This is a genomic window from Pseudoalteromonas sp. PAR1, assembly GCF_947311895.1.
In the GTDB taxonomy this organism is placed as follows: domain Bacteria; phylum Pseudomonadota; class Gammaproteobacteria; order Enterobacterales; family Alteromonadaceae; genus Pseudoalteromonas; species Pseudoalteromonas lipolytica_C.
Genome location: NZ_CAMZMY010000016.1, coordinates 90,136 through 115,604, shown reverse-complemented (window position 1 = coordinate 115,604; position 25,469 = coordinate 90,136). Strand labels below are relative to the sequence as shown.

Here is a 25,469-nt window from a genome sequence, read left to right as displayed (position 1 = left end):
TTAAGCTAAAACTTACCCCAAACTACTATGGCGCATTATGACGCCGTTGGGGAGTGGAGAGAGTCCATTCCATTAATCCGCTTAATTGAGCGAATTGGTATAACAAAAAAGCCAACATCATGTTGGCTTTTTTGTATCCCATTTAATCTAACTCTAATTGGGCTTTTTCAACACTTTCCGCGGGTAATTCTTTTTGAACAGAAACCCCTAATTCTTTGAACTCAGAAGCTTGCTTAATTAAGTTTCCTTTACCACGGTACAGCTGAGAAAACGCTTTATCGTAGCTTTCTTTGGCGCGGTCTAATTGCTTACCAACCCCTTCCATACTGGTTAGAAAACCATTGAGCTTGTTGTAAAAACGCTCTGCTCGGGCGGCTAGCTCTTTTGAGTATTTAGTTTGCTCTTCAAAACGCCACAGTTGTTTTACGATGTTCAAACTGGTTAATAACGTCGTTGGTGTTGCAACTAAGATATTTTTTTCGATAGCCTGCTGATAAATATCACTTTGGTATTTAAGTGCTTCAACAAAAGCCGACTCTATCGGTACAAACATGATCACCACTTCAGGTGAGTTAATACCGGGTAGCCTATCGTAGGCTTTGCTTGCTAACTCGTTAATACGTGATTGCACCGCCGCTACATGCTCTTTAAGCGCTTGCTGTGCTTCAAGCTCAGTATCGGCGTTTACATAGCGTGTATAAGCGTTTAAAGAGGTTTTAGCATCAATAACTAAATGGCGTTGCTGGGGTAAATACACCACAACATCTGGGCGTAGACGACCATCTTCAGTGTTAAACGACACTTCACGTTGATAATCTACACCTGCACGCAGCCCAGCGCTGTCGAGTACATTTTCAAGCATTAACTCTCCCCAATTACCTTGGGTTTTCTTTTGTCCTTGTAATGCAGTGCTCAGCCTATCTGCTTGCTCAGTAATAGCTTGGCTTTTAGCCTGTAAATGCAATAACTCAGTTTTTAGTGCTGCACGTTGTTTAAGATCTTCAACGTGGATCAATTCCATCTTATCGCGAAAGCCTTTTAGCTCACCCTGAACCGGTTTTAATAGTTGTTCGATGCTTTCTTGGTTTAGAGTTTTAAAACGCTGAGACTTCTCTTCAAGGATTTGGTTAGCGAGGTTTTCAAACTCTTTTTTGAGTTGCTCTTTGCTCTCTTTGATATGACTAAGCTGCTCTTTAAAGTGCAGCTCTTTTTGCTCTATCGTACTGCGTAAGGTACTTAATTCAACATCTCGCTGATTAAGAGCCGCTTTAGTTTCAGTGAGTTCGGCTTCAACTCTACGCCAAAATTGGTTGTATTGTTGCGCTTGTTTTTCTTGTTCTACAAAACGGGTTTTAAAATGTTGCGATTCATCACGCTGTTCAGCGTAATCTTGCTGTAACTGTGAATGCGAAAGTTGGCTTTCTTGCAGTTGCAGCTGCTTTTGCTCTAAATTGCTTTGCTGGATTTGATAGCTATTTTGCAGCTCGGTTAACTGATTTTTTAAGCGACTTTTTTGCAAGGCAAAAATAACACCACTTGCAACTGCACCTACAGCACCACCAAGTACCACACTTTGCCAATTAATCTGTGCAATTAGCTCTGTAATCATAACGAAAACTCAATAACTTGAAGACACATCATCATAACGAATTAGTACTCGGCAGAGTAGGGGAGCAGGCATAAAAAAAGCCAGCTCAAGGTGAGCTGGCTCTAACATTACTAAAATTTAGTAACCAAATGGGAAATCAACATAATGCTTATGTAAACTGCAATTTAACAACAAGCATAATAATAGACGCCCCAAAATTTGATTAGTTCAAAAAAACTTTAAAAAAATTTAATTTTTTATCAGAGCAAGCATTTGCTCTTCATCAAACTGAGTAAAACTCATTGATTTTTCGGTAAATAATGCATCAACAAGGGCTTGCTTATGCTGCTGCATTTTAAATACTTTTTGTTCAATTGAGTTAGCCATAATTAATTTATAAACAAACACAGGGTTAGTTTGACCAATACGGTAGGCACGATCTGTCGCTTGTTTCTCAACAGCAGGGTTCCACCAAGGATCAAAATGAATCACAGTATCGGCTTGAGTTAGGTTTAGCCCTGTACCACCGGCTTTAAGACTAATTAAGAATACGGATGTATCACCTTGAGTAAACTCTTCGATAACACGGTCCCGGTGTCTTGTTTGCCCGGTAAGCATACTAAAACTGATGCCTAATTCATTTAATCGCTCAGCAATGACATCAAGCGCCATGGTAAATTGACTAAATATAATCACCTTACGACCTTCACTGAGCATAATTGGTAAATGCTTAGACAACCAATCAAGCTTGGCGCTGCCAGCTTGAGAGCTTGGATCAATCAGTTTTGGATGACAACAAATCTGCCGTAATTTTAATAACGCATCTAAAAACGCAAGTTTACTCTTTTGCACACCTTGCTGAGCAAATAAATCGACAAGCTTTTGCTCAAGAGATTCTGTAATTCCTGTATAGAGTTCTTTTTGTTTTGCCTCAAACTCAAATTCTTTAATTAGCTCAGTTTTTTCTGGTAGCTCTTGAGTAACCTGTGCTTTAGTGCGGCGTAAGATGAATGGCATGATCAAAGACTTCAATTCATCAGCACGCTGTACATCGTTATCACGCTCAATCGGCGTCTGGAAATAATCTTTGTAATGAGCTTGTGAGCCAAGTAAAGAAGGCATGGCAAAATCAAGTAAGGACTTAAGCTCAAAGAGGTTGTTTTCGATAGGTGTGCCACTTAAACATAACTTAAAGTCAGCATTAAGCCGTTTAACTAAGCGCGAAACCTGCGCAGCATCATTTTTAATGTATTGCGCTTCATCAAGAATAATATTTTCAAAATACAGCGGTGAATAAAAAGCGATATCACGTTTAAGTAAAGGGTAGGTCGTTAAAATACAATCTGCCTGTGATAACTGCTGCAATTGCTCGCTACGAGCAGCACCAAACACGGTAGTAATTTTTAAGTTACTCGCAAACTTATTAATTTCACTTTGCCAGTTTCCAACCAAACTGGTAGGGCAAATAATTAAAGTTGGTCCTGCCTGAGGTAATTGCTTTGCGTTTGCCAAAAAGGCAATAACTTGAAGGGTTTTTCCTAGCCCCATGTCATCAGCTAAAATACCACCAAGCTGGTGACGTTTTAAAAAGTTAAGCCAATCAACACCATGTTGTTGATACTCACGCAATTGCACACCCTGGTTTAAGCCTTGAATATCGGACTTTTTAATTAACTGTTGCGAATGACTTAATTCCGCTAAATAGGCATCAAGCGTATCATCAACAATATTCACTTTAATGGCTGTCTGCTCTATTAATTGTGGTAAAAATGACAGCGGCATTAAAATTTCATCACGTGTTTTTATGTGTTCAAAACGTTCACGGTATTCATTTAGTTGCGCTATGGCAGCTTTATTAATAACAGCGAAACGCTTGCCTACATTAAAATAGAAGAACTGCTCACTTTGCCTGTTAAGCGATTGAAAGTTTTTATCATCAGTAGTGAAAAGCTGCTGTGTTTTAACACCAGAGATCACTATTTTACTAACTATTTGGTGACCTTTGCCGCGCTGTACTTGAAGTGAAAGTTGTTTTAAAGCTTTACCTACATTTAGATCGTCGTTAATTTTCCAACCGCGTTTTGACAAGTTTGGAATAATTTCAAACTTTAACCAGTGTTCATGTATAACTGATTGTTTATTAAATATAAAATCAGTTTGTAAAGCCCCTTTACAAAGCTCAAAACCAAGGTTAATTAATTCATTTACAACGGTATTCTCGAATGATTGATTAATAATCTCTGCAGGAGCTTGGCTTAAATCATACAAAGAACGTTGGTAATTAAACTTAAGTGATAACCGAATAGTTCCTTCATCATTATTTAAGCTAATGACAGGAAAAACACTACGCGCATTACAAATTTTATTCTCTTTGTACGCATGAGGGATTACCCCTTCACCAAAATTATCACTTAGCTGCTGATAGACTCGATCAAAGTTTTCACTATGTATTGCAGGCATATTTGCTAGTAAGGCAATTTCATCAGCAGTTAAAGGTGTTCTGATGCGACCAACTTTTAGCTTGTCAGGGTCAAGATAAGTAGGCGGTGTTGTTTTTAATAATAACCAATTATCTTGACCTGCGAGTGTCATACTCAATGAGGTTAGATCTTTATTTTGTTTCCAATCAAACTCTAGAGCTTGCATGGTATCTGCTTTAATAGCTTGGCGAGAACGACCTAAGAATAGACGCTGTGTGGCAATAAGTTGTTGCAGGGCCGCAAACCCCCATTGACCTTTAAGCTCTAACTTACCAAGGGCATTTTGCGAGCGGATCCAACTATAAAGTCGAAAATCAGACTCTAGTAAATCTGTTGGTGTAACAAAGCTATTTAATTGTTGTTCAGTAAGATTGCGGCCAAGGGTATAGTTATGCTCGGGATCGTAATTAGCTATTTTAGGCGTTAATGTTACAACCGATTTTTCAACATCTAAAACAAAAAGTAGAACTTGTTTGGCTGTATCATTCGATGCTTGCTTTAATGTTTTAAGCTCACTAAACCAATCATTAATAATATAATCTTCGCCATAGTTGCCTGAATGTTCAATTTTTAACTTAAGTAAAACTGCAGCGATGTGGCGGCATTTTGTTTTTGAACCACATGTACAGTGTGAATCGACCGAAAAACCAGTTGGTAATTTACTGATCTCGATATGCTGGGTAAATGTATTTCCTTCATTACCAAACATAGATGCATCTATAACACTAAAATCACTATTGTGTTCTAACCAGTTGATTTGACCGTTCTGATGATACTCTTTAGCTTTACTTAACACATGCGGCTTAAATAGCTGTTTGATGAATCGTTCAGAAAGAGGAAACTGGGTTTCTTGTTCTTGTTTGATTTCCTCAAAGATAGCTAATAAGTCATTTTTGGATAAGTTAGCAGACATAAAGTTTTTGGCAGTAAAAACAAAAAATAATTCTGCCAGTATATGATCTATCGGCGATGAGCTAAAGCACTAATAAGCCATTTTGGACTGGTTGGAGCTGATAAGTTGGTAAAAAAGTGTTTTATAAAACAGCAAATCGACTTAAAACACAAAAAGCTGATTTAACAAACAGCAATCGCACAATTTATGAACAACTTATAAACAACGAAGGGGCTTTACAGATCACTTTTTTACTAAGATATGAAAGGAAAACCAAAAAAGAGCTGTAAAGGGGTTATAAGTTAGTAAAATAGTGATCTGAGAGGGTGGGATCTTATGATTATTGCCAAATGAGATCATTATTTTACTAACTAGATAGGAGAACAGATCACGCTTTTACTAACATAAAAAGCGTGATAGATCTTTATTTTACTAACTAATTAAAGCTATTTAATAGCTTTGTTAATTGCTCTAAGCGTTTGTCAGTCATAACTTTATTATCTATTTTCACAGATAGATCACCGCTTTTAATGTTGCGCTGTACAACAACAAATTCACTATCAAGTATTGCTTCACGGCGACTGGCCGATACTGGCTCTGCCGTTAAACGTTTAGTGATAGCTAAAGCGCGTTTGTCATCACTGCTAATAGCCACAAGCTCAGCATCAGAACTGATTTCGTCAACAAGCTGAGTAAACGCTTGCTCGTCTCGCTCTTTAGCTGCTATGAGCTTTTTAGCGACCTCACGACCTACGTGATTTGCAGTAGGGTAAAGGCTTAAAACTGTTGCTGGAAGATTCTCATAAGCTTTGATTGCATCAGCAATTGCAGTGTGAGACACGCCTTCAATAGCAGCAATTTCACGATAAGAGCCTTTTTTACCTTCAGCAATAAGCTCATCACGGGTCTGTTGATATGCTTGACCAAGCTCCCATAAACTCGGGGCAATGTATTGATCTGAAGAAACGGCAAGAATTTTTGCATCTTGATCTGTAAAGTCGGCAGAGCTTAATACTAAGTAATCAGAATTACTTAAAATACAGGCTTTACGACGACGTGAGCCTGCTAATACAAGCATTTCGTCACCTTTATCCCAACATAGGGCAGGGTGCTGGTTACGACCGTCTTCAGCAATTGCAGGTAGAATATCGGCAACTGACTTTTCGTTTAGAAGTGATTGTACTCGGCGGTTTTTACCGTATACCTTTGTTTTAGCTTCAATTTCAGAGCTAGGGATCACTTTACATACCAACGTGATTTGACGGGTAGGATCACTAGGAGCAGGCATACTGATAACATCACCAGCAGATGCTTTTTCAAGCAATGCATCTAAACTGCTGCTTTCAATAGAGGTTGAAAAAGGATCTAAGCTGGTATCATTTTTACGTTTTTTAGCCATCTTTATTATTAACCTTACTTAGCTGTATTTAGTGTTGATTGAGTTGATTGCCAGTTAGATCTGATCAACATTTCAAGTTCATCAACCACATCTTTGATATTTTCTTGAGCACGTAATAGTGACTCGCGACTTGCTAAGCTGTCAGAAGTCTTTTGATCAAAAATGGTATTAAATGATGATGAGCTGGCTGTTATAGCAGAACTATGATTTATAGGGTAACTCATTACTTGACGACCGAAGGCACTACGTACATCTTTTACGATATCACGCTGTGAGTGATTGCCTTTCACATAGTTAGTAACTAAGAACTGCATAAAATCCCATCCCTCGTGACCAAGGGCTGCAACTGTATGGTATATCTCACCTAATCGTTTTAAATATTTATTGTTGGCATCAAAGTCTACTGCTTCTGGATGAACAGGAATAAGCATTGATGTAGAAGCCATTAATGCATTATAAAACATAAAGTTAAGAGAAGGAGCGGTGTCAATTAGAATGATATCAAATTGATCTTTTACTGGCTCAATAACTTTCTCTAATAACTTGTGGTAATGACGTGTTTTATCGTAGCTTGAGCTGTCTTTTAGTAAAGTGGCTGTTTCATGCTCAAAATAAAAGTCATCCATACCTGAAGGTAAGATACGGATATTAGGAATATGAGTAGGTAGAAATGCACTTGTAACTAATTCATCCCACGTTTCATTATCTTCAAGTTCAATACAATCACGCATTAAGTCACCTACAGTGATTGGATCAGGTTCACTTGGTGGGAAAAAGCTTGAAGATGAACCTTGTGGGTCAAGGTCAATGATACCAATGCGATAACGTTTAATATTGGTGGTAGCCAGAGCTGCGGCTATATTAACCATACTAGTTGTTTTACCACATCCACCCTTTAGTGAATTAATAACAATAACTTGTAATTTATCATCTAGATTTCGGTGATCTGGCTTGATATCCATGATATCTGCCATAGCAAAAATATTGACTAACGTATAAGCATAGTGACCATTTGCGCCACGTTTGATGTTCAATTCATCAAAGTCACCATTGTCATGGCGTCTTTTAAGGGTGCGATTATTACAACCTAGTAGATCAGCAGCGGCTTTTTGAGTGTAAGTGCGAAGTTCTTTTTCTTCAGACTTAAGATGGGCACGGTAATGTTGAATACGTCCTTCTAGCGATTTTTCAGCAACTTCTGCTGTCGCTTTTAGTAACCTATAAGTGGCTAGCGCATTATTATTGATAGACATACTTTCTTCCTCAAAGTTATGCTTTAAGTATAATGTCCATTCAAATTGCTGTAAACAAGTATTTAAGGCGACATGCCTTTTATTAATAAGACATTTAATAAAAATTTGTAACTTTACTTATGCTAAGTATAAATAAGTAAGTTTAATATCGGTTAAATATATAGGTATATAAGGTTAAGATGCTAAAATAGTGTAATATCTAGCTGATTTGATTGAATATTTTATAAAATAGCAGATCATAGTTTTACTTGGTTAAGATCAGATCTCTTATTACTCACAGATCAGCTTATTACTAAGTAAAAAATGGGCTTTTTAGTTATGCACAGCTTAATCACTAAATTACTCACAATTATGTCTGTGTAGATCAAAATTTTACTAACTAAATTAGAAAGTTATACACTGGTACCCAGGTAAATTTAAGCATTTAGTTAGTACGGATCTGATCTATAGTTGGTACAGATCAGATCTATGCTAACTTAAACTTGGTTTATCCACATGCGATTTAAAAAATAGAGATTTATGTCGTGTAAATAAGCCTTAAAAAGTAGATTCACCGGACATAAATTGAACTGAGTTAGTAAAATCGCCACCTATGAACTATGACTTAGTAAAAATCTGATCTGAAAATTAGCAATTACGAGAGAGTTAGTATAAATCTGATCCTAAGAAATTAATTGAGATCGGATCAAGTTTTTACTAACTTAAACATTTAACTTTTTAAGTTTTATGTGTTGTTATTAACTGTCGAAGAAAAATTGGAAATAAGAACAATGAGCCGAAAGGTCAACATCTCGGTAGATAACTTACCCGACACATTACGCGGGCAGATCCACGGGGTGGAAAGTGCAATAGATAATGAAAGTCTAGCACTATTTACAGACAACAAAGATGTGCGCGTTTCAATTGAAAATGCTGCTCATGGTTTGAGAGCTTACTCAAATACATTTAATCATTATGATTTATGGGGACGTTTTGTCCGTTCTGGTCATAAAAAGCTTCCGGTTGAAGAAGCACCAAAGAAAACAATCGTTACACGCAGAATCTCTGAAAAAGTAGACGGCATTCTTTATGATGGCGAAATAAAAATTACACCTGCGGTAGTAAGCACTCGTAAAGATGGTGAAGATGTTGAATATCTTGTTTGGCCATCTGACCGAGAAGAAAAAGTCGAGCGAGCTCTGATCCGTTTAGCTTCTAAAGGTAAAATTGTAAAAATTAATTTTAAATCGGGTATTCAATACGCGGTTGTTTTTTCAATGAATGAATTGGCGCAAGAGCTGAAAGCTGTTGGCCAGTCGATGCCATATCCTCAAATTAAAGAATCCTTAGAAGCATTACAAGGTTCTAAACTTTCATTTAGATACTCAGCAACCGACACCCGCAATTCTGATATTGATGATTCATTTTACGAATCGAATATGAACTTTTTATCGTCACTGCACTTTAGTGGCAAGAAAGGTCAAGGTGGTAACGTAAAATGTGTTGCATGTTTAAATGCGTTCGTACATAACATGATCGATAATCTTGAATATAAAGGTTATTACTTTAATAGTGCACAAGAATTAAAGCGTGGTTTATCACGTTGGATGATGCTGCGTTTGTATCATTTATGGCGTTATGCTGCACCGGGTAAAACCTACCATTTTCGACTTTTATCAATTATGGAAAAGTACGGCTCAATCTACTCGACAGATGAAATAACAGAAAACAAATTGAAAGCATTGCGTCGTGATATGACGACAACAATGAAAGATTTGATCGAGAAAGGTGCAATTTCAGAATATAACATTACCAACGTTAAAGATGATAAAACAGGTAATATTATTGATTACACTTACGAGATGCATCCGTCTGACCAATTTTGTGATGAGATTCTTACACTAAATAAGCATAATAAACGAATCGAAATACAAGGTGGCAAACGCATTGTTGAGAATGCTGTTTTAATTGATGAAGATAAAATTGAAGAAATAGTAGAAGACTAATTTTTTTAATACAACTACAAACAAAAGGCCACATAAGTGGCCTTTTTAACATAATCAATCTGTTACTTGTTCTAAGTAAAGTCTATCAACTAAGAAATCATATTCTCTTTTACGAGGGTGGCTTTGTGGTTTTTGATAATCAGATAACGTACCAAGCTTTACATCGGGTTCAGGGTTTATCAATATAAATGGTAGAGCAGCACTAACATGATATCTGTTCTGAGCCGTGTATCTCACATTAACTTGTGGGCTTACCCTTGTTGGTCTACGAATTCGTAATTTCTCTTTATCACCTAAACTTGCAACACGACTTTGTTCTTGTGCAACAAGTGCTTGCCAAGAATGTTGATCGATCATTCTTGGATTTGAATAACTTGCAGACTTTTCTAACATAGCGAGTGCCATTTTTTTCGTTAGTGTTTTAGTTGCATGTTTGTGCATCCAAGTAAAACGAACAGAGTAGGGGGACTCTGTTTCATAGTGAATTTTACGATAGGCAGCTAAAGTAATTAAGTTTGGCACAGCATTATGAACAGCTTCAAAGCGTGCATCATTATTATCGATAGCCAACACACAATTTTTAAAATCAGCTTTGGCTTTATTTATTTGATTGATTCTGGCTGTAATATTTTGTTTATCAACATCTTTAAGCACTAATAAGCCAGGATGTCTTTTAAGTACTCGACTACTTAAGCCCGTCTTTTTATAAAAATCACCAAACGAATTAATGATTTGTTTTTGTGCATCAGCACCTTCAACTTTTATGACAGGTATTGCCGAAGGGACTTTTTTCTCATCGTTTATATCAATATCAGGTAATTGATAATATGACGCTTTATGAAAATCAAGCTGTTTTAATTCATCACAAAATAGGTGGGTTAACTCATTAACTAAATCAAACTGACTGCGAATTTCAAGTTTAGTACTCATAGGAACACATCTTACATATAGATTCCCTAAGTTTAACCTTATCACTTGACCTTTTAAATATTTATTTCACTCAGACGTTGACCTTACATTCTCTTTTAATAAAGTATGATGTGTTCCTTATTTGTAGTGCTTAGCATGTATTTTTATTATTTCAACTTAGTGATAAAAAAGTGTTTTTAACTAGCGTAAAGCTGAGGTTACACTAGTGCTATCTACTAGTAAGATGTGTTCTTATATATTCTGTAATAGAAGTTCGCTATACACAGCAGGTAACTTACTGTTCTATAATGTTTAAATCGTTATTTTTTAATTATTCATAGCTAAAGTATTTATCAAATAACTAAATAATTACAAATAGCTGAATATTGTCCTTGAACTTAGTACCTGCAATAAGTTAGTTTTCGTTAACGGTCTATGTTAGGAATGAGGAAAGAACATGCAATCGTGGAACCCAGACAGCTGGAGAAAACTGCCGATACTTCAGCAGCCAGAGTACCCAGATCAAGAAGCCCTAAAATCAGTTGAGGGGCAATTAAAAAGTGCACCACCTTTAGTTTTTGCTGAAGAGACGCGTAGCTTATATAAACAACTAGAAGCTGTATGTGAGGGCAGAGCCTTCTTATTACAAGGTGGTGATTGTGCGGAGTCATTCAGTGACTTTAACGCAGCGAATATCCGCGACACTTTTAAAACACTTTTACAAATGGCCGTCGTTTTAACTTATGGTGGTAAATGCCCTGTTGTTAAAATTGCACGTATGGCTGGTCAGTATGCTAAGCCACGCTCATCAGATTACGAAACGATTGACGGTGTTTCATTGCCTTCATACCGTGGTGATATCATCAATAACTTTGAATTTACAGAGCAAGCGCGTATTCCAGATCCACAGCGCTTAATGACGGCGTACCATCACAGTGCAGCAACGTTAAATTTATTACGTGCATTTGCCCAAGGTGGATTAGCTGATTTACATCAAGTAAACCGTTGGAACATGGGTTTTGTTGCTGCAAATCCACTTAAAGAGAAATACCAACAGTTAGCAGACAGAATTCAAGATGCCCTTGAATTTATGGAAGTGTGCGGTATCGACTCAACAGTTGCACCAAGCTTAAAAGAAACAGACTTATTTACATCACACGAAGCATTATTATTAGGCTACGAAGAAGCATTAACACGTCGTGACCATCTATCAGGTGACTGGTACGATTGTTCTGCACACTTTGTTTGGATTGGTGAGCGTACACGTCAGTTAGATCACGCACATATCGAGTTCTTTAAAGGTATTAAAAACCCAATCGGTGTGAAAGTTGGCCCTGGTATGGACCCAGACGAGCTAATTAAACTTATAGATGCCGTTAACCCAGATAACATTCCTGGGCGCTTAACATTAATTACCAGAATGGGTGCTGATGTACTTCCAGAGAAACTGCCGGCACTGGTACGCAAAGTACAACAAGAAGGCCGTAAAGTAATTTGGAGCTCTGATCCAATGCATGGTAATACAGAAAAAGCGAGCTCAGGCTACAAAACAAGAAGCTTTAATAATATCCTTCGTGAAATTAGCCAGTTCTTCGCAGTTCATAAAGCTGAGGGTTCATACCCAGGCGGTGTTCACCTTGAAATGACTGGCCAACACGTAACTGAATGTACCGGTGGTGCGTATGGTTTATCTGATGAAGACTTAGCACAACGTTATCGCACACAGTGCGACCCGCGTTTAAATGCTGACCAAGTATTAGAACTTGGTTTCTTAGTCGCAGATTTATTAAAAGACGCACGTAAGTAACTTATAAGTTATACAAAAAAGGCTGCTATTTGCAGCCTTTTTTAATGTCCGATACTAAAGAAAGTTAGTACTTACGTCTTTCAAGACCTGTATCAGATATAATCTTTGCAGATATTTCTTCAACCGAATGATGTGTTGAATTTAAATATTGAATCTTTTGTTTTTTATAAAGCATTTCTACTTCACGAACTTCAATTCGACACTGTTTTAAAGACGCATATTTAGAGTTCGCCATACGACGTTGGCGAATATCAGCAAGGCGAACAGGATCAATTGTTAAACCAAATAGCTTATGTTTGTAGGCCTTTAAACATTCAGGAAGGGTGCCACGCTCTAAATCATCTTCTGTAAGTGGATAGTTGGCTGCTTTTATGCCGTACTGCAAAGCTAGATATAAACTAGTCGGTGTTTTACCACTTCGGCTAACGCCGACAAGAATAATGTCTGCCTCAGAATAATTTTTTATATTAGCGCCATCATCATTGGTCAACGCATAGTTCACCGCATCAATTCTAAAGTCATAGCTTTTCTCATGCATTGAATGTGTTCTATGTACTTTTGGTACAGGGGCAACATTGAGTTCTTGAGCGATTTTATCACTGTATTGCGATAAAAAGTCATAACATACCGCACATGACGATTTTATAATTTCACTTAATTCATGGTTCACAAAAGTGAAAAATACCAAAGGTTGCTCACCATCTCGTTGAGCTGTTGAGTTAATTAAGTTCCTAACTTCGTTTGCTTTTTTTTCTGTTTCAACAAAAGGAATTGTTTTGTGATTAAACTCCACAGGAAACATAGATAAGGTCGCATGACCAAAGACTTCGGAGGTGATAGCTGTTCCATCAGAGATATAAAATGCAGTTCTCATATTTAACCTTTTTATTACCTTTATCTGCAAAATAGGGGCTTCACGGTTTACGTGAGGTCTGTTGCCAGTGTAGAATGACTACGACCTTTTTAGAAGGTTTTCTTTCTTAACTCTCACAGTTAGTACTACAATTTGTTTATGGAGAAAGATCCGTGCAAGAATACGTTCTCTGGTATCAAGAGCTTGGTATGCAAGATGTTCCACGTGTTGGCGGTAAAAACGCTTCACTGGGTGAAATGATCTCAAACCTAGCTAACGCTGGTGTTCAAGTGCCAGGTGGTTTCGCTACAACCGCTGATGCATTCAATGAGTTTCTAGAGCAATCTGGTTTAAACTCAAAAATCCACGATATTTTAGACACATTGGATGTGGATGATGTAAATACACTCGCTAAAGTCGGTGCCGAAATCCGCCAATGGATTATCGACACACCATTCCAACCTAACCTAGACCAAGCCATTCGCGACGCATACAGCCAATTACATGGCGACGCATCTCAAGATGTATCATTTGCAGTTCGCTCATCTGCAACAGCAGAAGACATGCCAGACGCTTCATTTGCAGGACAACAAGAAACGTTTTTAAACGTACGTGGTATTGATTCAGTTATGACTGCAATCAAACACGTGTTTGCCTCACTATTTAATGACCGCGCTATTTCTTACCGTGTTCACCAAGGTTATGATCACCGTGGTGTTGCATTATCAGCTGGTATCCAACGCATGGTTCGTTCAGATAAAGCAGCTTCAGGTGTTATGTTCAGTATTGATACTGAATCTGGCTTTGAAGATGTAGTATTTGTAACGTCAAGCTATGGTCTTGGGGAAATGGTTGTACAGGGTGCTGTAAACCCAGATGAATTCTATGTTCACAAACCAACACTTGCTAACGGTAAACCTGCTGTAGTTCGCCGTAACATTGGTTCTAAAGCAATCCAAATGATTTACTCTGCAGATGAATCACACGGCAAGCAAGTTGAAATTGTTGATGTAGATTCTGCACTATCAAACAAATTCTCAATCACAGACGCTGAAGTTCAAGAACTTGCAAAGCAAGCTGTGATCATTGAAAAACACTACGGTCGTCCAATGGACATCGAGTGGGCAAAAGATGGTAACGACGGCAAGCTTTATATTGTTCAAGCACGCCCAGAAACTGTTCGTTCAAATGAAGACGCTAACGTTATGGAGCGTTTCCAATTAAATGGTACAAGCACAGTTGTTGCTGAAGGCCGTGCAATTGGTCACAAGATTGGTTCAGGTACTGTACGCGTACTCGATTCAATTGATGAAATGGACAAAGTACAACAAGGCGACATTCTAGTTACTGACATGACTGACCCAGACTGGGAGCCAATCATGAAACGTGCCGCTGCGATTGTTACAAACCGTGGTGGACGTACTTGTCACGCGGCAATCATTGCTCGTGAATTAGGTATTCCTGCAGTTGTTGGTTGTGGTAATGCAACTGATTTAATTAAAGCAGGTCAGGATGTAACAGTATCGTGTGCCGAAGGTGACACAGGTTATATCTACGAAGGTATTTTAGATTACGAAGTACTTACTTCACGTGTTGATGAAATGCCAGAATTACCAATGAAAATTATGATGAACGTGGGTAACCCAGATCGTGCATTCGACTTCGCGCGTTTACCACATGCTGGTGTTGGTCTTGCTCGTGTAGAATTCGTAATCAACCGTATGATCGGTGTTCATCCTAAAGCACTTCTTAACTTTGATGCGCAATCTGATGAGCTTAAAGCTGAAATTTCAGAAATGATGGCAGGTTATGAATCGCCAGTTGAATTCTATATTTCTAAGCTTGTGGAAGGTATTGCAACACTAGGTTGTGCATTTGCACCTGAGCGTGTAATCGTTCGTATGTCTGACTTTAAGTCTAACGAATATGCAAACCTTGTTGGCGGCCAGCAATATGAGCCGGAAGAAGAAAACCCAATGATTGGTTTCCGTGGTGCAGCGCGTTATATCTCTGAAGATTTCCGTGACTGTTTCGCGTTAGAGTGTGAAGCAATTAAACGTGTTCGCAACGAAATGGGAATGACTAACATCGAAATCATGATCCCATTTGTCCGTACACTTGAAGAAGGTAAACGCGTTATTGAATTACTTGAAGAGCACGGTCTTAAACGTGGCGAAAATGGTCTTAAAGTAATCATGATGTGTGAATTACCATCAAACGCTTTACTAGCAGATGAGTTCTTAGAGTATTTCGATGGTTTCTCTATCGGTTCAAACGACTTAACTCAGTTAACATTAGGTCTTGACCGTGATTCAGGTTTAATTGCACATCTATTTGATGAGCGTAACCCTGCAATCAAGAAACTATTATCAATGGCTATTCAAACAGCTAAAGCAAAAGGCAAATACGTAGGTATTTGTGGTCAAGGTCCTTCAGATCATGAAGACTTTGCAGCTTGGTTAGTTGAGCAGGGCATTGATTCTGTTTCTCTAAACCCAGATACAGTATTAGAAACTTGGTTATATCTTGCTAAGAAATTAGCCGACTAAGTACTTTATTTAATTAAAATAAAGATTCTGATATAAAAAATGCCAGCACTTAGCTGGCATTTTTGTTACTCAATTAGAAATCAGCGAGCAAGTTTTTTATCAATATAGGCACATGACTTAGTCAGAGCCTTTTGGCACATGGTTAAATAATCACGCGCTTTAGGATAATAAAAAGATAAACAGAAAAGTCCTGCAATAAAGAATATCAGCGACGGTCCGGGAATAATGACAAAAACTAAACCCAATAACATGCACAAGGCACCTAAACTGATTAATGCAATTTTTTTCATCTGACTATCTCATTTGCTGCTTTAATACACAGTATAAAAGTATTACCCCCGAAATCGATAAAAAGAGTGTTACAAACTGTAAAATCTTCAATTTAACTTAGCTACTAGCATGATATAATCTGCAAAATGTCTTAATTTGTCACCGTCATGATAGCAACAATAAGTCAACAACAAGTCGCATCTGAATTAGTCGCTAATTATTTAGAAACGATTAAAAAGCAAGGTTTTAACGGCGATACTGATGCAAGTTTCTCAACGCGTTTGAGCTTATCGACCGATAACAGCGTGTATCAACAAGTACCGCAGGGTGTTATCTTTCCAAAGTCAGCGAAAGATATACAACTGGCTATGCAAATTGCCTCTCGTGATCCTTTTTTATCACTGACTTTTGGCCCGCGTGGCGGTGGTACAGGTACCAATGGTCAATCACTAACTCCTGGCATTGTTGTTGATTTATCACGATACATGCGTGAAATATTAGAAATCAATGTCGAAGAAAACTGGGTTAGAGTACAAACAGGTGTAATAAAAGATCAACTAAACGACTTTTTACGACCTTATGGTTTTTTCTTTGCGCCCGATTTATCTACTAGTAACCGCGCAACAATCGGCGGAATGATAAATACAGATGCATCAGGTCAGGGCTCTTTGGTTTATGGCAAGACCAGTGATCATGTTTTAGGTCTTACAACTTATCTTGTTGATGGCACTGAAATGTCAACAACCCCTATGCCTATAGAAAAAGCTAAAGTAATTGCTGAACAAAACACCACGGTAGGTAAATTATATAAAACAGTTATCGATATTGGCCTTGATAATCGAGACGCTATTTTAGAAAAGTTTCCACGTTTAAATCGCTTTTTAACCGGTTATGATTTAGAACATATTTTTTCTGATGATTTACAGACCTTTGATATGAGCCGATTAATTACTGGTTCTGAAGGTTCGTTAGGTATAGTTACCGAGGCAAAATTAAACATTACACCAATTGCTGAATTTAAGACATTAATCAACATTAAATACGATAGCTTTGATTCTGCTCTTCGTCATTCGCCATTCTTAGTCGCAGCAAATGCGACTTCTGTAGAAACAGTCGATAGCAAAGTACTGAATCTTGCTCGAGAAGATATTATTTGGCATTCAGTATCGGACTTAATAACCGATGTTGAAAACAAAGATATGCAAGGCCTCAACATGGTTGAGTTCAATGCGGTTTCACCAGAAGATATTAAAGATAAAGTTGAGTCCCTATGTAAGTTACTTGATAAATGTGTCGAAGAGCAAACTAATGGGGTGATCGGTTATCAGTTAACCAATGATAAAGCTGATATTTTAAAAATTTATGCAATGCGTAAGAAATCAGTGGGACTTTTAGGCAATGTAAAAGGCAGTCAAAAACCGTTAGCTTTTGCCGAAGATACCGCTGTACCACCTGAAAACTTAGCCGATTTTATTGTAGAGTTTCGCGAACTACTTGATTGCCATAATTTGCAATATGGTATGTTTGGTCATGTTGATGCTGGCGTACTACACGTACGACCGGCACTTGATATGTGTGATCCTGAACAAGAAAAATTGCTTCGCCATATTTCAGATGAAGTAGTTAAACTGACTGCCAAATATGGCGGCTTAATGTGGGGCGAGCACGGTAAAGGATATCGTAGTGAGTATGGCCCTGAATTTTTCGGCGAGCATTTATTTACACAACTAAGAAAAATCAAAGCGGCATTTGATCCAAATAACAGAATAAACCCAGGAAAAATATGTACGCCAATTGAAAGTAAAGACTCACTAGTTTCTGTTGACGATCAAAAACGTGCCTGGTTCGACAAAGAAATTTCTATCGATGTTAAAACAGAATTTAATAACGCTATGACCTGTAACGGTAATGGCCTGTGTTTTAATTACGATGAAAAATCACCAATGTGTCCATCTTATAAAGTAACAGGTGACCGCCGTTATTCTCCAAAAGGTCGCGCAAGTTTAATGCGCGAATGGTTACGACTGCAAGAGTCTGAAAATATTGATTTACTCAATGTTGAAAAAGAATTGATGAATGGTGAAGTAATCACTTGGTGGGAGCGCTATCAACATAGTCGCGATAAGAAAAAAGGCGTTTATGATTTCTCTCACGAAGTGAAAGAATCAATGGACGAATGCTTAGCTTGTAAAGCATGTACTACTGCGTGTCCTATCAAAGTTGATGTTCCAACATTTCGTTCACGCTTTTTAAATTTCTACCATAGTTATTATGCACGTCCTGCAAAAGATTACCTTGTTGCGGGTATCGAACAAACAGCACCGGTTATGGCAAAGTTTGCAAAAGTTATTAATCCGATAGTAAATAGCAAACTTGTATCTGGACTAATTAAAAATTCCATCGGTTATGTTGATACGCCAAGTTTAAGCGTACCGCAACTTACAAAACGTATTTCAAAAGATCAGCAATTCAATTTTGAATTACTAAATTCGCTCACAAAAGAACAACAAGCCGAATATGTACTGATAGTACAAGATCCATTTACTAGTTTTTACGAAGCAGAATTAGTCGAAAGCTTTATTAAAGTAATTAAAGCGTTAGGCAAAAAACCGATGCTATTACCCTTTAAGCCAAATGGTAAAGCACAGCATGTTAAAGGTTTTCTAAATGAATTTAAAACGACAGCAAAAAATGCAGCAGAGTTTTTAAATTCACTCAGTGAAACTAATGCGCCACTTGTCGGACTCGATGCGTCTTTAGTTATGTGTTACCGAGATGAGTATGTATCAATTTTAAAAGAAGACCGTGGTGATTTTAAAGTTGAGCTTGCACATGAATGGCTTCAAACACAAAACTTCAATCAGCTTTCACTTACCACTAAGTCGAATTCTACTTATAAATTATTAAGTCATTGTACTGAAACAACAGCAATGCCAAATGCGTCTAAAGTTTGGCAAACAATTTTTGCTGATTTAAATTTACATCTAGACACAACGAGTACGGGTTGTTGTGGTATGGCTGGAACGTATGGCCACGAAAAACAAAACCAAGAAAATTCACGCGCACTTTATGAAATGAGTTGGCAACCAATTATTTCTAATAATGAGCCTGAAACTATTTTAGCAACAGGTTTCTCATGCCGTAGCCAAGTTAAGCGGTATGAAAAATTCAAACCAAAGCATCCATTGCAATTAATTGCAGAGCTACTTTAAAAAATAGATTTTAATTTAAAGTAAAAAAATTAAAGGCGCTTAATGCGCCTTTATTATTGGTAACTTTTTGCGATGGGCTTGGTGCTCATACCATGAATGAACACGCTAAATAAAATTGTTGTTAAAGTTACTGTAGCAATTTGCTCTTTGTTCGCAATTGCAGTGTCCATCACCATTAAAGTGAATACGATAGATGCTAATCCTCGCGGACCAAACCAAGCAAACGTGAACTTGTCTTTTAAATTTAAATTAGTAAACATCAGCGAAAGTAATACCGGCACAATTCTAAAAACTGTCACACTTAATAATGCATAAAATACAATTGGCCAAGTAATATCATTCACAATTAAGTGACCACAAACAAAACCGAATAAACACCATATAAGTAATGCTACAAATTCAGCGATATGTTCAGAATCTTTAACTAATGTTGAACGAATTTTTTTAGGTGCTAAGTAATCAAATAAAAGCCCCGCTACAAATACGGCTATAAACCCACTGCCATGCAGGTTTTGTGTCAAAGAAAAAATGGCCATGACCAAGCCAATTAATAAAAATGGGCTGCTATTATTTGCAAAATAATGACGTGCTAATGCTATTTTTAATAATGGAATAAATATGGCCATCGACACGCCGGCAATAACAAGCGCCACGCCTAACTCTCGTGTAAAAACAAATAGAGTATCAAGCGTTGTTACAGCACTTTCTGGATTTTGAGCTAACAAAAGAAGAACTAAAAATATTGGAACACAAAGCCCGTCGTTTAAACCGCTTTCTGTATTTATTCCTTCTCGAACTTTTTCAGGTACAGAAGTACATTCTAAAATGCCTTTACTAAGCGCCGCATCAGTGGGCGTTAAAATAATAGCGATCAAGGCAGATTGAAAAAGTGACAACTCAGAAAAGAAAAATAATCCGCCAGCAACACCCAATATTAGTGTCATTGGTAAAGCAACAAACAGTAATAGGCTAGGGTATTGAAAGCTATGTTTCAATACAGGCAATTTTGATTTCGCAGCATCGGTAAATAAAAAAATACTTAGGGTTAATTCAACCAAAGGCAAGATGTCACTAAGTCCTGCTTCTCCTAACTTAAATTCGCTCGGCAAAAAATAAGTCATTGCGATACCAACAAAAACAAAAAACATTGGACCAGTAATTTCAGTTCGCTCTAGCTGACGAATTGTCAGAGAATAAAATAACAGGGCTAAACCAACAATCGCTAGTATTGTATATTCCATTAAACTTTCCTTTTTATTCCAGACTTTGCGCGTTCTTTTATATTTGTTTGAATATAAATTTGGTCTGTTGTGGCAATTTTGGCATGGCCTAAATCTTCAGATAAATGTTTAAGCGGCCTTGTTTGTGCATCGTGTGTTGCACCGGTATGCCGTAACCAGTGTGCCGTCGCTGCTTCAAGTTGCTCAGCATCATCTTTAAAGCCATCATCTAATAAAGATTGTTTTGCTAAATCAAAACTTTGTTGAACTAAACGACGAATTTGCCGAACAGTCATACCACCTTTACCACGAATTTTATGAACTAATGGCTCCGATTCATCAACTCGGGGCAGGGCAGGTAAACCACGGTAAAGCCTATAACGTTTTAAATAAGTGATAAAATCTTCACTTAAAGTTACATCACGTAATTTATTACCTTTACCCATAATTCTTAAAAACCAAAAGCCGTCATTGTCTTGCCAAAAATGCGACATAACCGGCGACCACTGTGGCCTTTCTGATAACTCAGAAATTCGTAAATACAATCCTTTTAAGCAAGCGAGTGTGAATAAATTTCTTTCTAAATCAGGTTGTTGTTCACATAAATCTCGGGTAACACCAAATACATACTCCCATTGAATATCACTGAGCGTATCTGGAATTTTAATTTGTGATTGCACAACTAAGTAAGGGCTATTCTTTTTAACAACCGGTACAAAATTAGCAAAGGTTTTTTCTTCTAAAATTGCAAACTTATAAAAAACATTGAGTGCTGTAAACATAGCGGCGAGTGTTTGTTGGCTAGCTATATTTTCTTTATTTATGAAGGGGCGCCAATTTGAATTTAATCGCCTAATACCTTGCTCATCTTTATAACGCCATTGCACCGAATCTGATAACCAAGCAGAGTCGGGATCAACCATAAAATCTACATAAGCTTCGATATCATCTCGTTTCAGATCAAATACTGATTTTTCAGCAACTAACCATGACCATAAACAAAAACGTTCAAGCTCATTTCGAAAGCGATTAAACGTTGCTTCAGATTTCCTGCCATAAACGTATAAGAATTGATAAACGAAACTTAAGTCATTTTTTGATTCAGCAACAGTCAATCCAACCTGATGTATAAATGTATCAAGTTCAGGATATTCTGTTGCGAGAGTATCATCTTCAAGATGGGCGATTTGGTAGCGAAGTTGTTTGAGTGTATCAACGAGAGCAACGAGCATAATATATAAATATCTTGTAAAATAACTAGTTATAAGATTACCATAAAGTCCGATACTGTCTAGTATTGGACTTAACATATCTGAAAATTAGTCTATTATATAGGTATCATTTTGCCATACGAGTATTCAAGGAATTAAGTATGAAAAAGTTATTAATCATTACCTCTGTTATTTTAACAACGCTTTTAACGGGTTGTGCAACAACAGGTAGTGCATCACCACAAGAAAAACGTGCATTAGTTCAAAGCATGAGAACTAATACACTTAACAAATTATATGCAGAAAAACCTGATGTTAAACAACAAATTGCAAATTCTGCGGGTTATGCTGTTTTTGATAACGCAAATGTAAATGTTGTTTTAGCGAGTTTCGGTGGCGGCTATGGTGTTGTAAAAAATAACCTAACAGGCCAATCAACTTACATGAATATGGGCGAAGCTGGTTTAGGTCTTGGTTTAGGAGTAAAAGACTTTAATGTAGTAATGGTCTTTCATAACCAGTCTGCATTAAATCGCTTCATTGAACATGGCTGGACCTTTGGTGGTAACGCTGATGCAGCCGCAAAATATGAAGATAAAGGTGGAGCATTAGTTGCGGAAGCTATTGCTGATCAAGTTACTGTCTATTCATTAACCGAAAATGGCCTTGCTTTGCAAGCTGTACTAAAAGGCACAAAATTTTGGGTAGATTCTGAACTGAATTAACTAAGTAAAGACCCTTCTAAAAGTGGGCTAGTTAGTAACCTAACGTCCACTTTTTATAATTCTAGCTTATTTAACATAACGTAATTTATGGGCTATCTACGATACCGCAAAGGCGGGGTCGCTACTTGACCAGTAAGACTCGCAGCTGCAAGGATTCCCGCAATACACGCAGCGCTAATCTTTTTTACAATATCAGACCAGATCTTACCTTCTTCCTTCGATTTTGATTTTTCGATAGCAAGTTTTAGTAAAGCTTCTTTTTGATCCATACCAACAGCATTGGCCATTGCGATGCACTGGTTCGCAGTTAAATGACGGTTACCTTTTTTAATTTGAGACATATTACCTGAGTTAAATTCAGTAAAATCTGAAATAACTTGTTTATCCTGAGTGTAACCTTTAACTTCTTTATATTTTTCAATTAGTTCGTAACTAAAATTCATAGCGTTCTCCTCACTTACTTAATTATAACTGTCATTCTTGATAAATAAAAAGTTGACGACTGTCAAAAGTGAATGTTAGATTTACCAACATTCAAGATTGACAGTTTGTCATTTTAACAAGGAATACGGATATGAGTTTCACAAAATCACAATTCATCTCAGTTTTGGGGATCTTTGCCGTATATTTCCTTTCTTTGGATTTCACTTCATTTGAAATCATCAATACTTTTTCATTTATTTTATTAGTTATCTCTATTTGTTTTGTAGTTGTTTGGCAATTACTAAAGTTTTGGGTAAATAAAACTTCAAAGATCGGAGATAAAAAGTAATGAAATTCTATCTCCAATACATTGCTGGCATTGAGGAATACGCGTTAGGTTTCAATAAAATTGAACACCCGCTTATGTATTCGTCACGTGCTGAAGCTATGGCTTTTTGCATAGACTATGCAAGTGGAGAACCTTTCGAAATCATCGATGTTGATGATTCAAACTGGCAAGAACTGTTCGACTCTGGAGCATTTGACTATGACCCAGACTTCTAAACAGTTAACCAAAATCGACTATTTAACCGTTGTTTTTTGCCCTGACGAAATTGCCCGTCTTCGCTTTGACGCCAAAATTGCGTTTGGAAAAGGTGACTTTGCCTCCTACAAAGAAGCCTATAACGCAATGCTTTGTGCTGAATTATTTGACCAACAAGCCACTGATGATTTAGACGTAGAAGTTAACGAATCGGTTGTTTATGACTCTGATTATTACTATGACCAGCTGTTCGAAAACAACCCTCGTTACCGTAATTACGACTCTGTTGATGCTATTCCAAGTGAAGAACGGGCGCACTTTTTCAAGAACGTTGTACGTAAAACCAAACGTTACAAAACACTTAACTCATTGATTGAAGGTGATATTACCAAATTTATGCACCTTCTAAATACTGAGGTTGCCACAGCTGCTGACCGCTTAACATCGGATGATTTAAGCTGGTCTTATCGCCACAACTCAGGTGGCATGTTCACCTATGAAAAGTCAGCCACCCTTTACCGTCATGATGTAAATTCGGGCGTTGTTGCTTGGGGTGCAAACAATGGCGGCGTGATGGTTTCATTCTCGGGTGCCGGCTGTGCGGGTCTCGATATTCCAAAACTTCACGCCATGCTTAAGAAAATGCCGAACGTAAAAATCACCCGCTTAGACATTGCCTATGATGACTATGACGGCGAAAAATCCGTTCTAAATTACTTCCAAAATCTAGAAGAAGGCGGCTTCTGTAAAACCAATCAAGCGCCCTCTTTCTCATGGATTCAAACTGGCGAACTGCAAAAATTATCTAATGAGCAACAAGCGCTCTGGAAGAAAAAACACGGCTGGCAAAAGCGTTATGACTGCGTGGCCAATGGCGGTAACACCCTTTACGTAGGAAGTCGCAAAAATGGAAAAATGGCGCGTATTTATGAAAAAGGCAAGCAAATGCAAAGTCAGTCTCAACCTAATTGGGTGCGTGCTGAGCTTGAGCTTAGGTCTATTGACCGTGTTATCTCCTTGGATGCACTTCTCAATACCGATGCCGTTTTTGCTGCTGCATACCCTGCTTTTGAGTTTGTTAGCGCTAAACGTCTTGAGATTAAAACCACTACACGTAAACCAAAAGTAAGTGGGATTTTTGTTGCTGAACGACTTGAACGTTATTGCGCACAGTCTTACGGCAAGTACTTAAATTTCTTACGTCACGTTAAAGAACTGACTGATAACGAAATCATTAACCAATTAACCAAAGGCCTTAACCCGTGGGATATCCCCGACTCTATCAATCAGGCCTGTATATCACCACCTAATCAAACGGAGTTAGCCCCATGAAAGTAACCCTATTATCTGCCGCAAACGGTAAAGGTATTTCTCAAAAAACTGGCGCACCTAAGCACTATGCGTTTTCGTCTATCAGTTACTTAGTACCTGAAAAAGACTTTATCCAAGGTGACCATCAAATTCAGAAATGCGGCTTTGAACCAAAGTCTTTAAACATCCTTGATGAACAGTCTTTGTATCAAAAGTTTAAAAACATCTTAGACCAGCACGGTATTTGTGAGGTTGATTTAACACTTCAACCTGACCCTGAAAACATGTCTCGTAACGTTGTATCAGATGTTAAATTTGCAGGCTAATCATGGGTGAAAACAAATACATTGCTATTTGTCCCGTTGCGCCTGTAGAGAAACAGTGTCCGGTGGAATTGGAAGTTGTGGAAACACCTCTTCCCGTTCCACTTGATTGGGACACCTTCAAAACTGAAGTTGCCCCGTCAATCATCGTCGTTCTTCTCACTGCTTATGGTTGGAAGAAATTAAACAAAATGGTTTGGAATAGATAAGGAACTTAACCATGAAAAACATCTTTAAAAATAGACTTTTAAAAGCGGGTGTTATCACTTCGCTTGTCGCTGCATCTGGCTCAGCCTTTGCTGAAGCTGCACCTGAAGTAACAGCTGCAACAACTCAGTTTCAAACTTTCTTCACTGATAACGCAAACTTAATCGGCGGTGTATTTCTTACTGCTGGTTTCGTAGCTATCGGCTGGAAGTGGTTGAAAGGCACAATCTTTAGCTAATGTTCATCACATTAGACACAGTGCTAATCGTCTCTGGACTTTTAGCACTTTATATCCTTTTCGATGATTA

At 37.7% G+C, this 25,469-nt stretch carries 20 protein-coding genes; 10 read left to right on the top strand and 10 right to left on the bottom strand.

Going from position 1 to position 25,469, the window contains the following annotated elements:
* Positions 1–142: 142 nt before the first annotated feature.
* The 4 genes from rmuC to QL229_RS14170 all read right to left on the bottom strand — a co-directional run bounded on the left by rmuC (position 143) and on the right by QL229_RS14170 (position 7,612).
* Positions 143–1,609, bottom strand: a complete 1,467-nt coding sequence (gene rmuC, locus QL229_RS14185) for a DNA recombination protein RmuC (RefSeq protein ID WP_138556530.1) — start codon at positions 1,607–1,609, stop codon at positions 143–145.
* A 228-nt stretch (positions 1,610–1,837) separates the two neighbouring features.
* Positions 1,838–4,981: a DEAD/DEAH box helicase gene (locus QL229_RS14180; protein ID WP_138556531.1), complete on the bottom strand. Its 3,144-nt coding sequence runs from the start codon at positions 4,979–4,981 to the stop codon at positions 1,838–1,840.
* A 415-nt stretch (positions 4,982–5,396) separates the two neighbouring features.
* On the bottom strand, positions 5,397–6,359 hold the full coding sequence (locus tag QL229_RS14175) for a transcriptional regulator (RefSeq protein ID WP_135926632.1): 963 nt from the start codon (positions 6,357–6,359) through the stop codon (positions 5,397–5,399).
* A 14-nt stretch (positions 6,360–6,373) separates the two neighbouring features.
* Positions 6,374–7,612, bottom strand: coding sequence for an AAA family ATPase (locus tag QL229_RS14170; RefSeq protein WP_281547099.1), 1,239 nt, complete (start codon positions 7,610–7,612; stop codon positions 6,374–6,376).
* A 770-nt stretch (positions 7,613–8,382) separates the two neighbouring features.
* Between QL229_RS14170 and QL229_RS14165 the strand changes: the two genes are divergently transcribed.
* Complete coding sequence (locus tag QL229_RS14165) at positions 8,383–9,597, top strand: hypothetical protein (protein WP_063703764.1); 1,215 nt, start codon at positions 8,383–8,385, stop codon at positions 9,595–9,597.
* A gap of 54 nt (positions 9,598–9,651) precedes the next feature.
* On the opposite strand, the gene QL229_RS14160 is transcribed toward QL229_RS14165, so the two are convergent.
* Complete coding sequence (locus tag QL229_RS14160) at positions 9,652–10,527, bottom strand: DNA replication terminus site-binding protein (protein ID WP_138556532.1); 876 nt, start codon at positions 10,525–10,527, stop codon at positions 9,652–9,654.
* Between the two features lie 436 nt (positions 10,528–10,963).
* On the opposite strand from QL229_RS14160, the gene QL229_RS14155 reads away from it, so the two are divergent.
* Complete coding sequence (locus tag QL229_RS14155) at positions 10,964–12,313, top strand: 3-deoxy-7-phosphoheptulonate synthase class II (protein WP_135926629.1); 1,350 nt, start codon at positions 10,964–10,966, stop codon at positions 12,311–12,313.
* 64 nt (positions 12,314–12,377) lie between these two features.
* On the opposite strand, the gene QL229_RS14150 is transcribed toward QL229_RS14155, so the two are convergent.
* Positions 12,378–13,187, bottom strand: a complete 810-nt coding sequence (locus tag QL229_RS14150; protein ID WP_135926628.1) for a pyruvate, water dikinase regulatory protein — start codon at positions 13,185–13,187, stop codon at positions 12,378–12,380.
* 152 nt (positions 13,188–13,339) lie between these two features.
* Here QL229_RS14150 and ppsA point away from each other — a divergent pair, with 152 nt between their 5' ends.
* Positions 13,340–15,715: a phosphoenolpyruvate synthase gene (ppsA, locus tag QL229_RS14145; RefSeq protein ID WP_138556533.1), complete on the top strand. Its 2,376-nt coding sequence runs from the start codon at positions 13,340–13,342 to the stop codon at positions 15,713–15,715.
* Positions 15,716–15,795: 80 nt separating this feature from the next.
* Here the strand turns inward: ppsA and QL229_RS14140 are convergent, their stop codons facing one another.
* Positions 15,796–16,005: a PGPGW domain-containing protein gene (locus QL229_RS14140; protein ID WP_138556534.1), complete on the bottom strand. Its 210-nt coding sequence runs from the start codon at positions 16,003–16,005 to the stop codon at positions 15,796–15,798.
* Between the two features lie 147 nt (positions 16,006–16,152).
* On the opposite strand from QL229_RS14140, the gene QL229_RS14135 reads away from it, so the two are divergent.
* On the top strand, positions 16,153–19,197 hold the full coding sequence (locus QL229_RS14135; RefSeq protein ID WP_138556535.1) for an FAD-binding and (Fe-S)-binding domain-containing protein: 3,045 nt from the start codon (positions 16,153–16,155) through the stop codon (positions 19,195–19,197).
* A 53-nt stretch (positions 19,198–19,250) separates the two neighbouring features.
* Here the strand turns inward: QL229_RS14135 and QL229_RS14130 are convergent, their stop codons facing one another.
* Together QL229_RS14130 and QL229_RS14125 are read right to left on the bottom strand one after the other, a co-directional pair.
* Positions 19,251–20,438 carry a cation:proton antiporter gene (locus tag QL229_RS14130; protein WP_138556536.1) on the bottom strand — a complete coding sequence of 396 codons (1,188 nt, stop codon included), beginning with the start codon at positions 20,436–20,438 and terminating at the stop codon, positions 19,251–19,253.
* Positions 20,438–21,649, bottom strand: a complete 1,212-nt coding sequence (locus QL229_RS14125; protein ID WP_135926623.1) for a tyrosine-type recombinase/integrase — start codon at positions 21,647–21,649, stop codon at positions 20,438–20,440. The genes QL229_RS14130 and QL229_RS14125 overlap by 1 nt, the downstream gene beginning before the upstream one ends.
* A 140-nt stretch (positions 21,650–21,789) precedes the next feature.
* Here QL229_RS14125 and QL229_RS14120 point away from each other — a divergent pair, with 140 nt between their 5' ends.
* Positions 21,790–22,353 (top strand): YSC84-related protein, encoded by a 564-nt coding sequence (locus QL229_RS14120; protein WP_135926622.1) that lies wholly within the window; start codon positions 21,790–21,792, stop codon positions 22,351–22,353.
* A gap of 92 nt (positions 22,354–22,445) precedes the next feature.
* On the opposite strand, the gene QL229_RS14115 is transcribed toward QL229_RS14120, so the two are convergent.
* A complete protein-coding gene (locus QL229_RS14115) occupies positions 22,446–22,796 on the bottom strand; it encodes a DUF3693 domain-containing protein (RefSeq protein WP_281547098.1) in 351 nt (116 codons plus the stop codon).
* Between the two features lie 328 nt (positions 22,797–23,124).
* On the opposite strand from QL229_RS14115, the gene QL229_RS14110 reads away from it, so the two are divergent.
* The 5 genes from QL229_RS14110 to QL229_RS14090 are packed head-to-tail and all read left to right on the top strand — an operon-like array spanning position 23,125 to position 25,399.
* On the top strand, positions 23,125–23,340 hold the full coding sequence (locus QL229_RS14110) for a hypothetical protein (RefSeq protein ID WP_138624732.1): 216 nt from the start codon (positions 23,125–23,127) through the stop codon (positions 23,338–23,340).
* Positions 23,324–24,652, top strand: coding sequence for a replication initiation factor domain-containing protein (locus QL229_RS14105; protein WP_281547097.1), 1,329 nt, complete (start codon positions 23,324–23,326; stop codon positions 24,650–24,652). The genes QL229_RS14110 and QL229_RS14105 overlap by 17 nt, the downstream gene beginning before the upstream one ends.
* On the top strand, positions 24,649–24,957 hold the full coding sequence (locus QL229_RS14100; protein WP_281547096.1) for a hypothetical protein: 309 nt from the start codon (positions 24,649–24,651) through the stop codon (positions 24,955–24,957). The genes QL229_RS14105 and QL229_RS14100 overlap by 4 nt, the downstream gene beginning before the upstream one ends.
* 2 nt (positions 24,958–24,959) lie before the next feature.
* Positions 24,960–25,163 (top strand): hypothetical protein, encoded by a 204-nt coding sequence (locus QL229_RS14095; RefSeq protein ID WP_281547095.1) that lies wholly within the window; start codon positions 24,960–24,962, stop codon positions 25,161–25,163.
* 11 nt (positions 25,164–25,174) lie between these two features.
* On the top strand, positions 25,175–25,399 hold the full coding sequence (locus QL229_RS14090; RefSeq protein WP_281547094.1) for a hypothetical protein: 225 nt from the start codon (positions 25,175–25,177) through the stop codon (positions 25,397–25,399).
* The last annotated feature ends 70 nt before the right edge of the window (positions 25,400–25,469 follow it).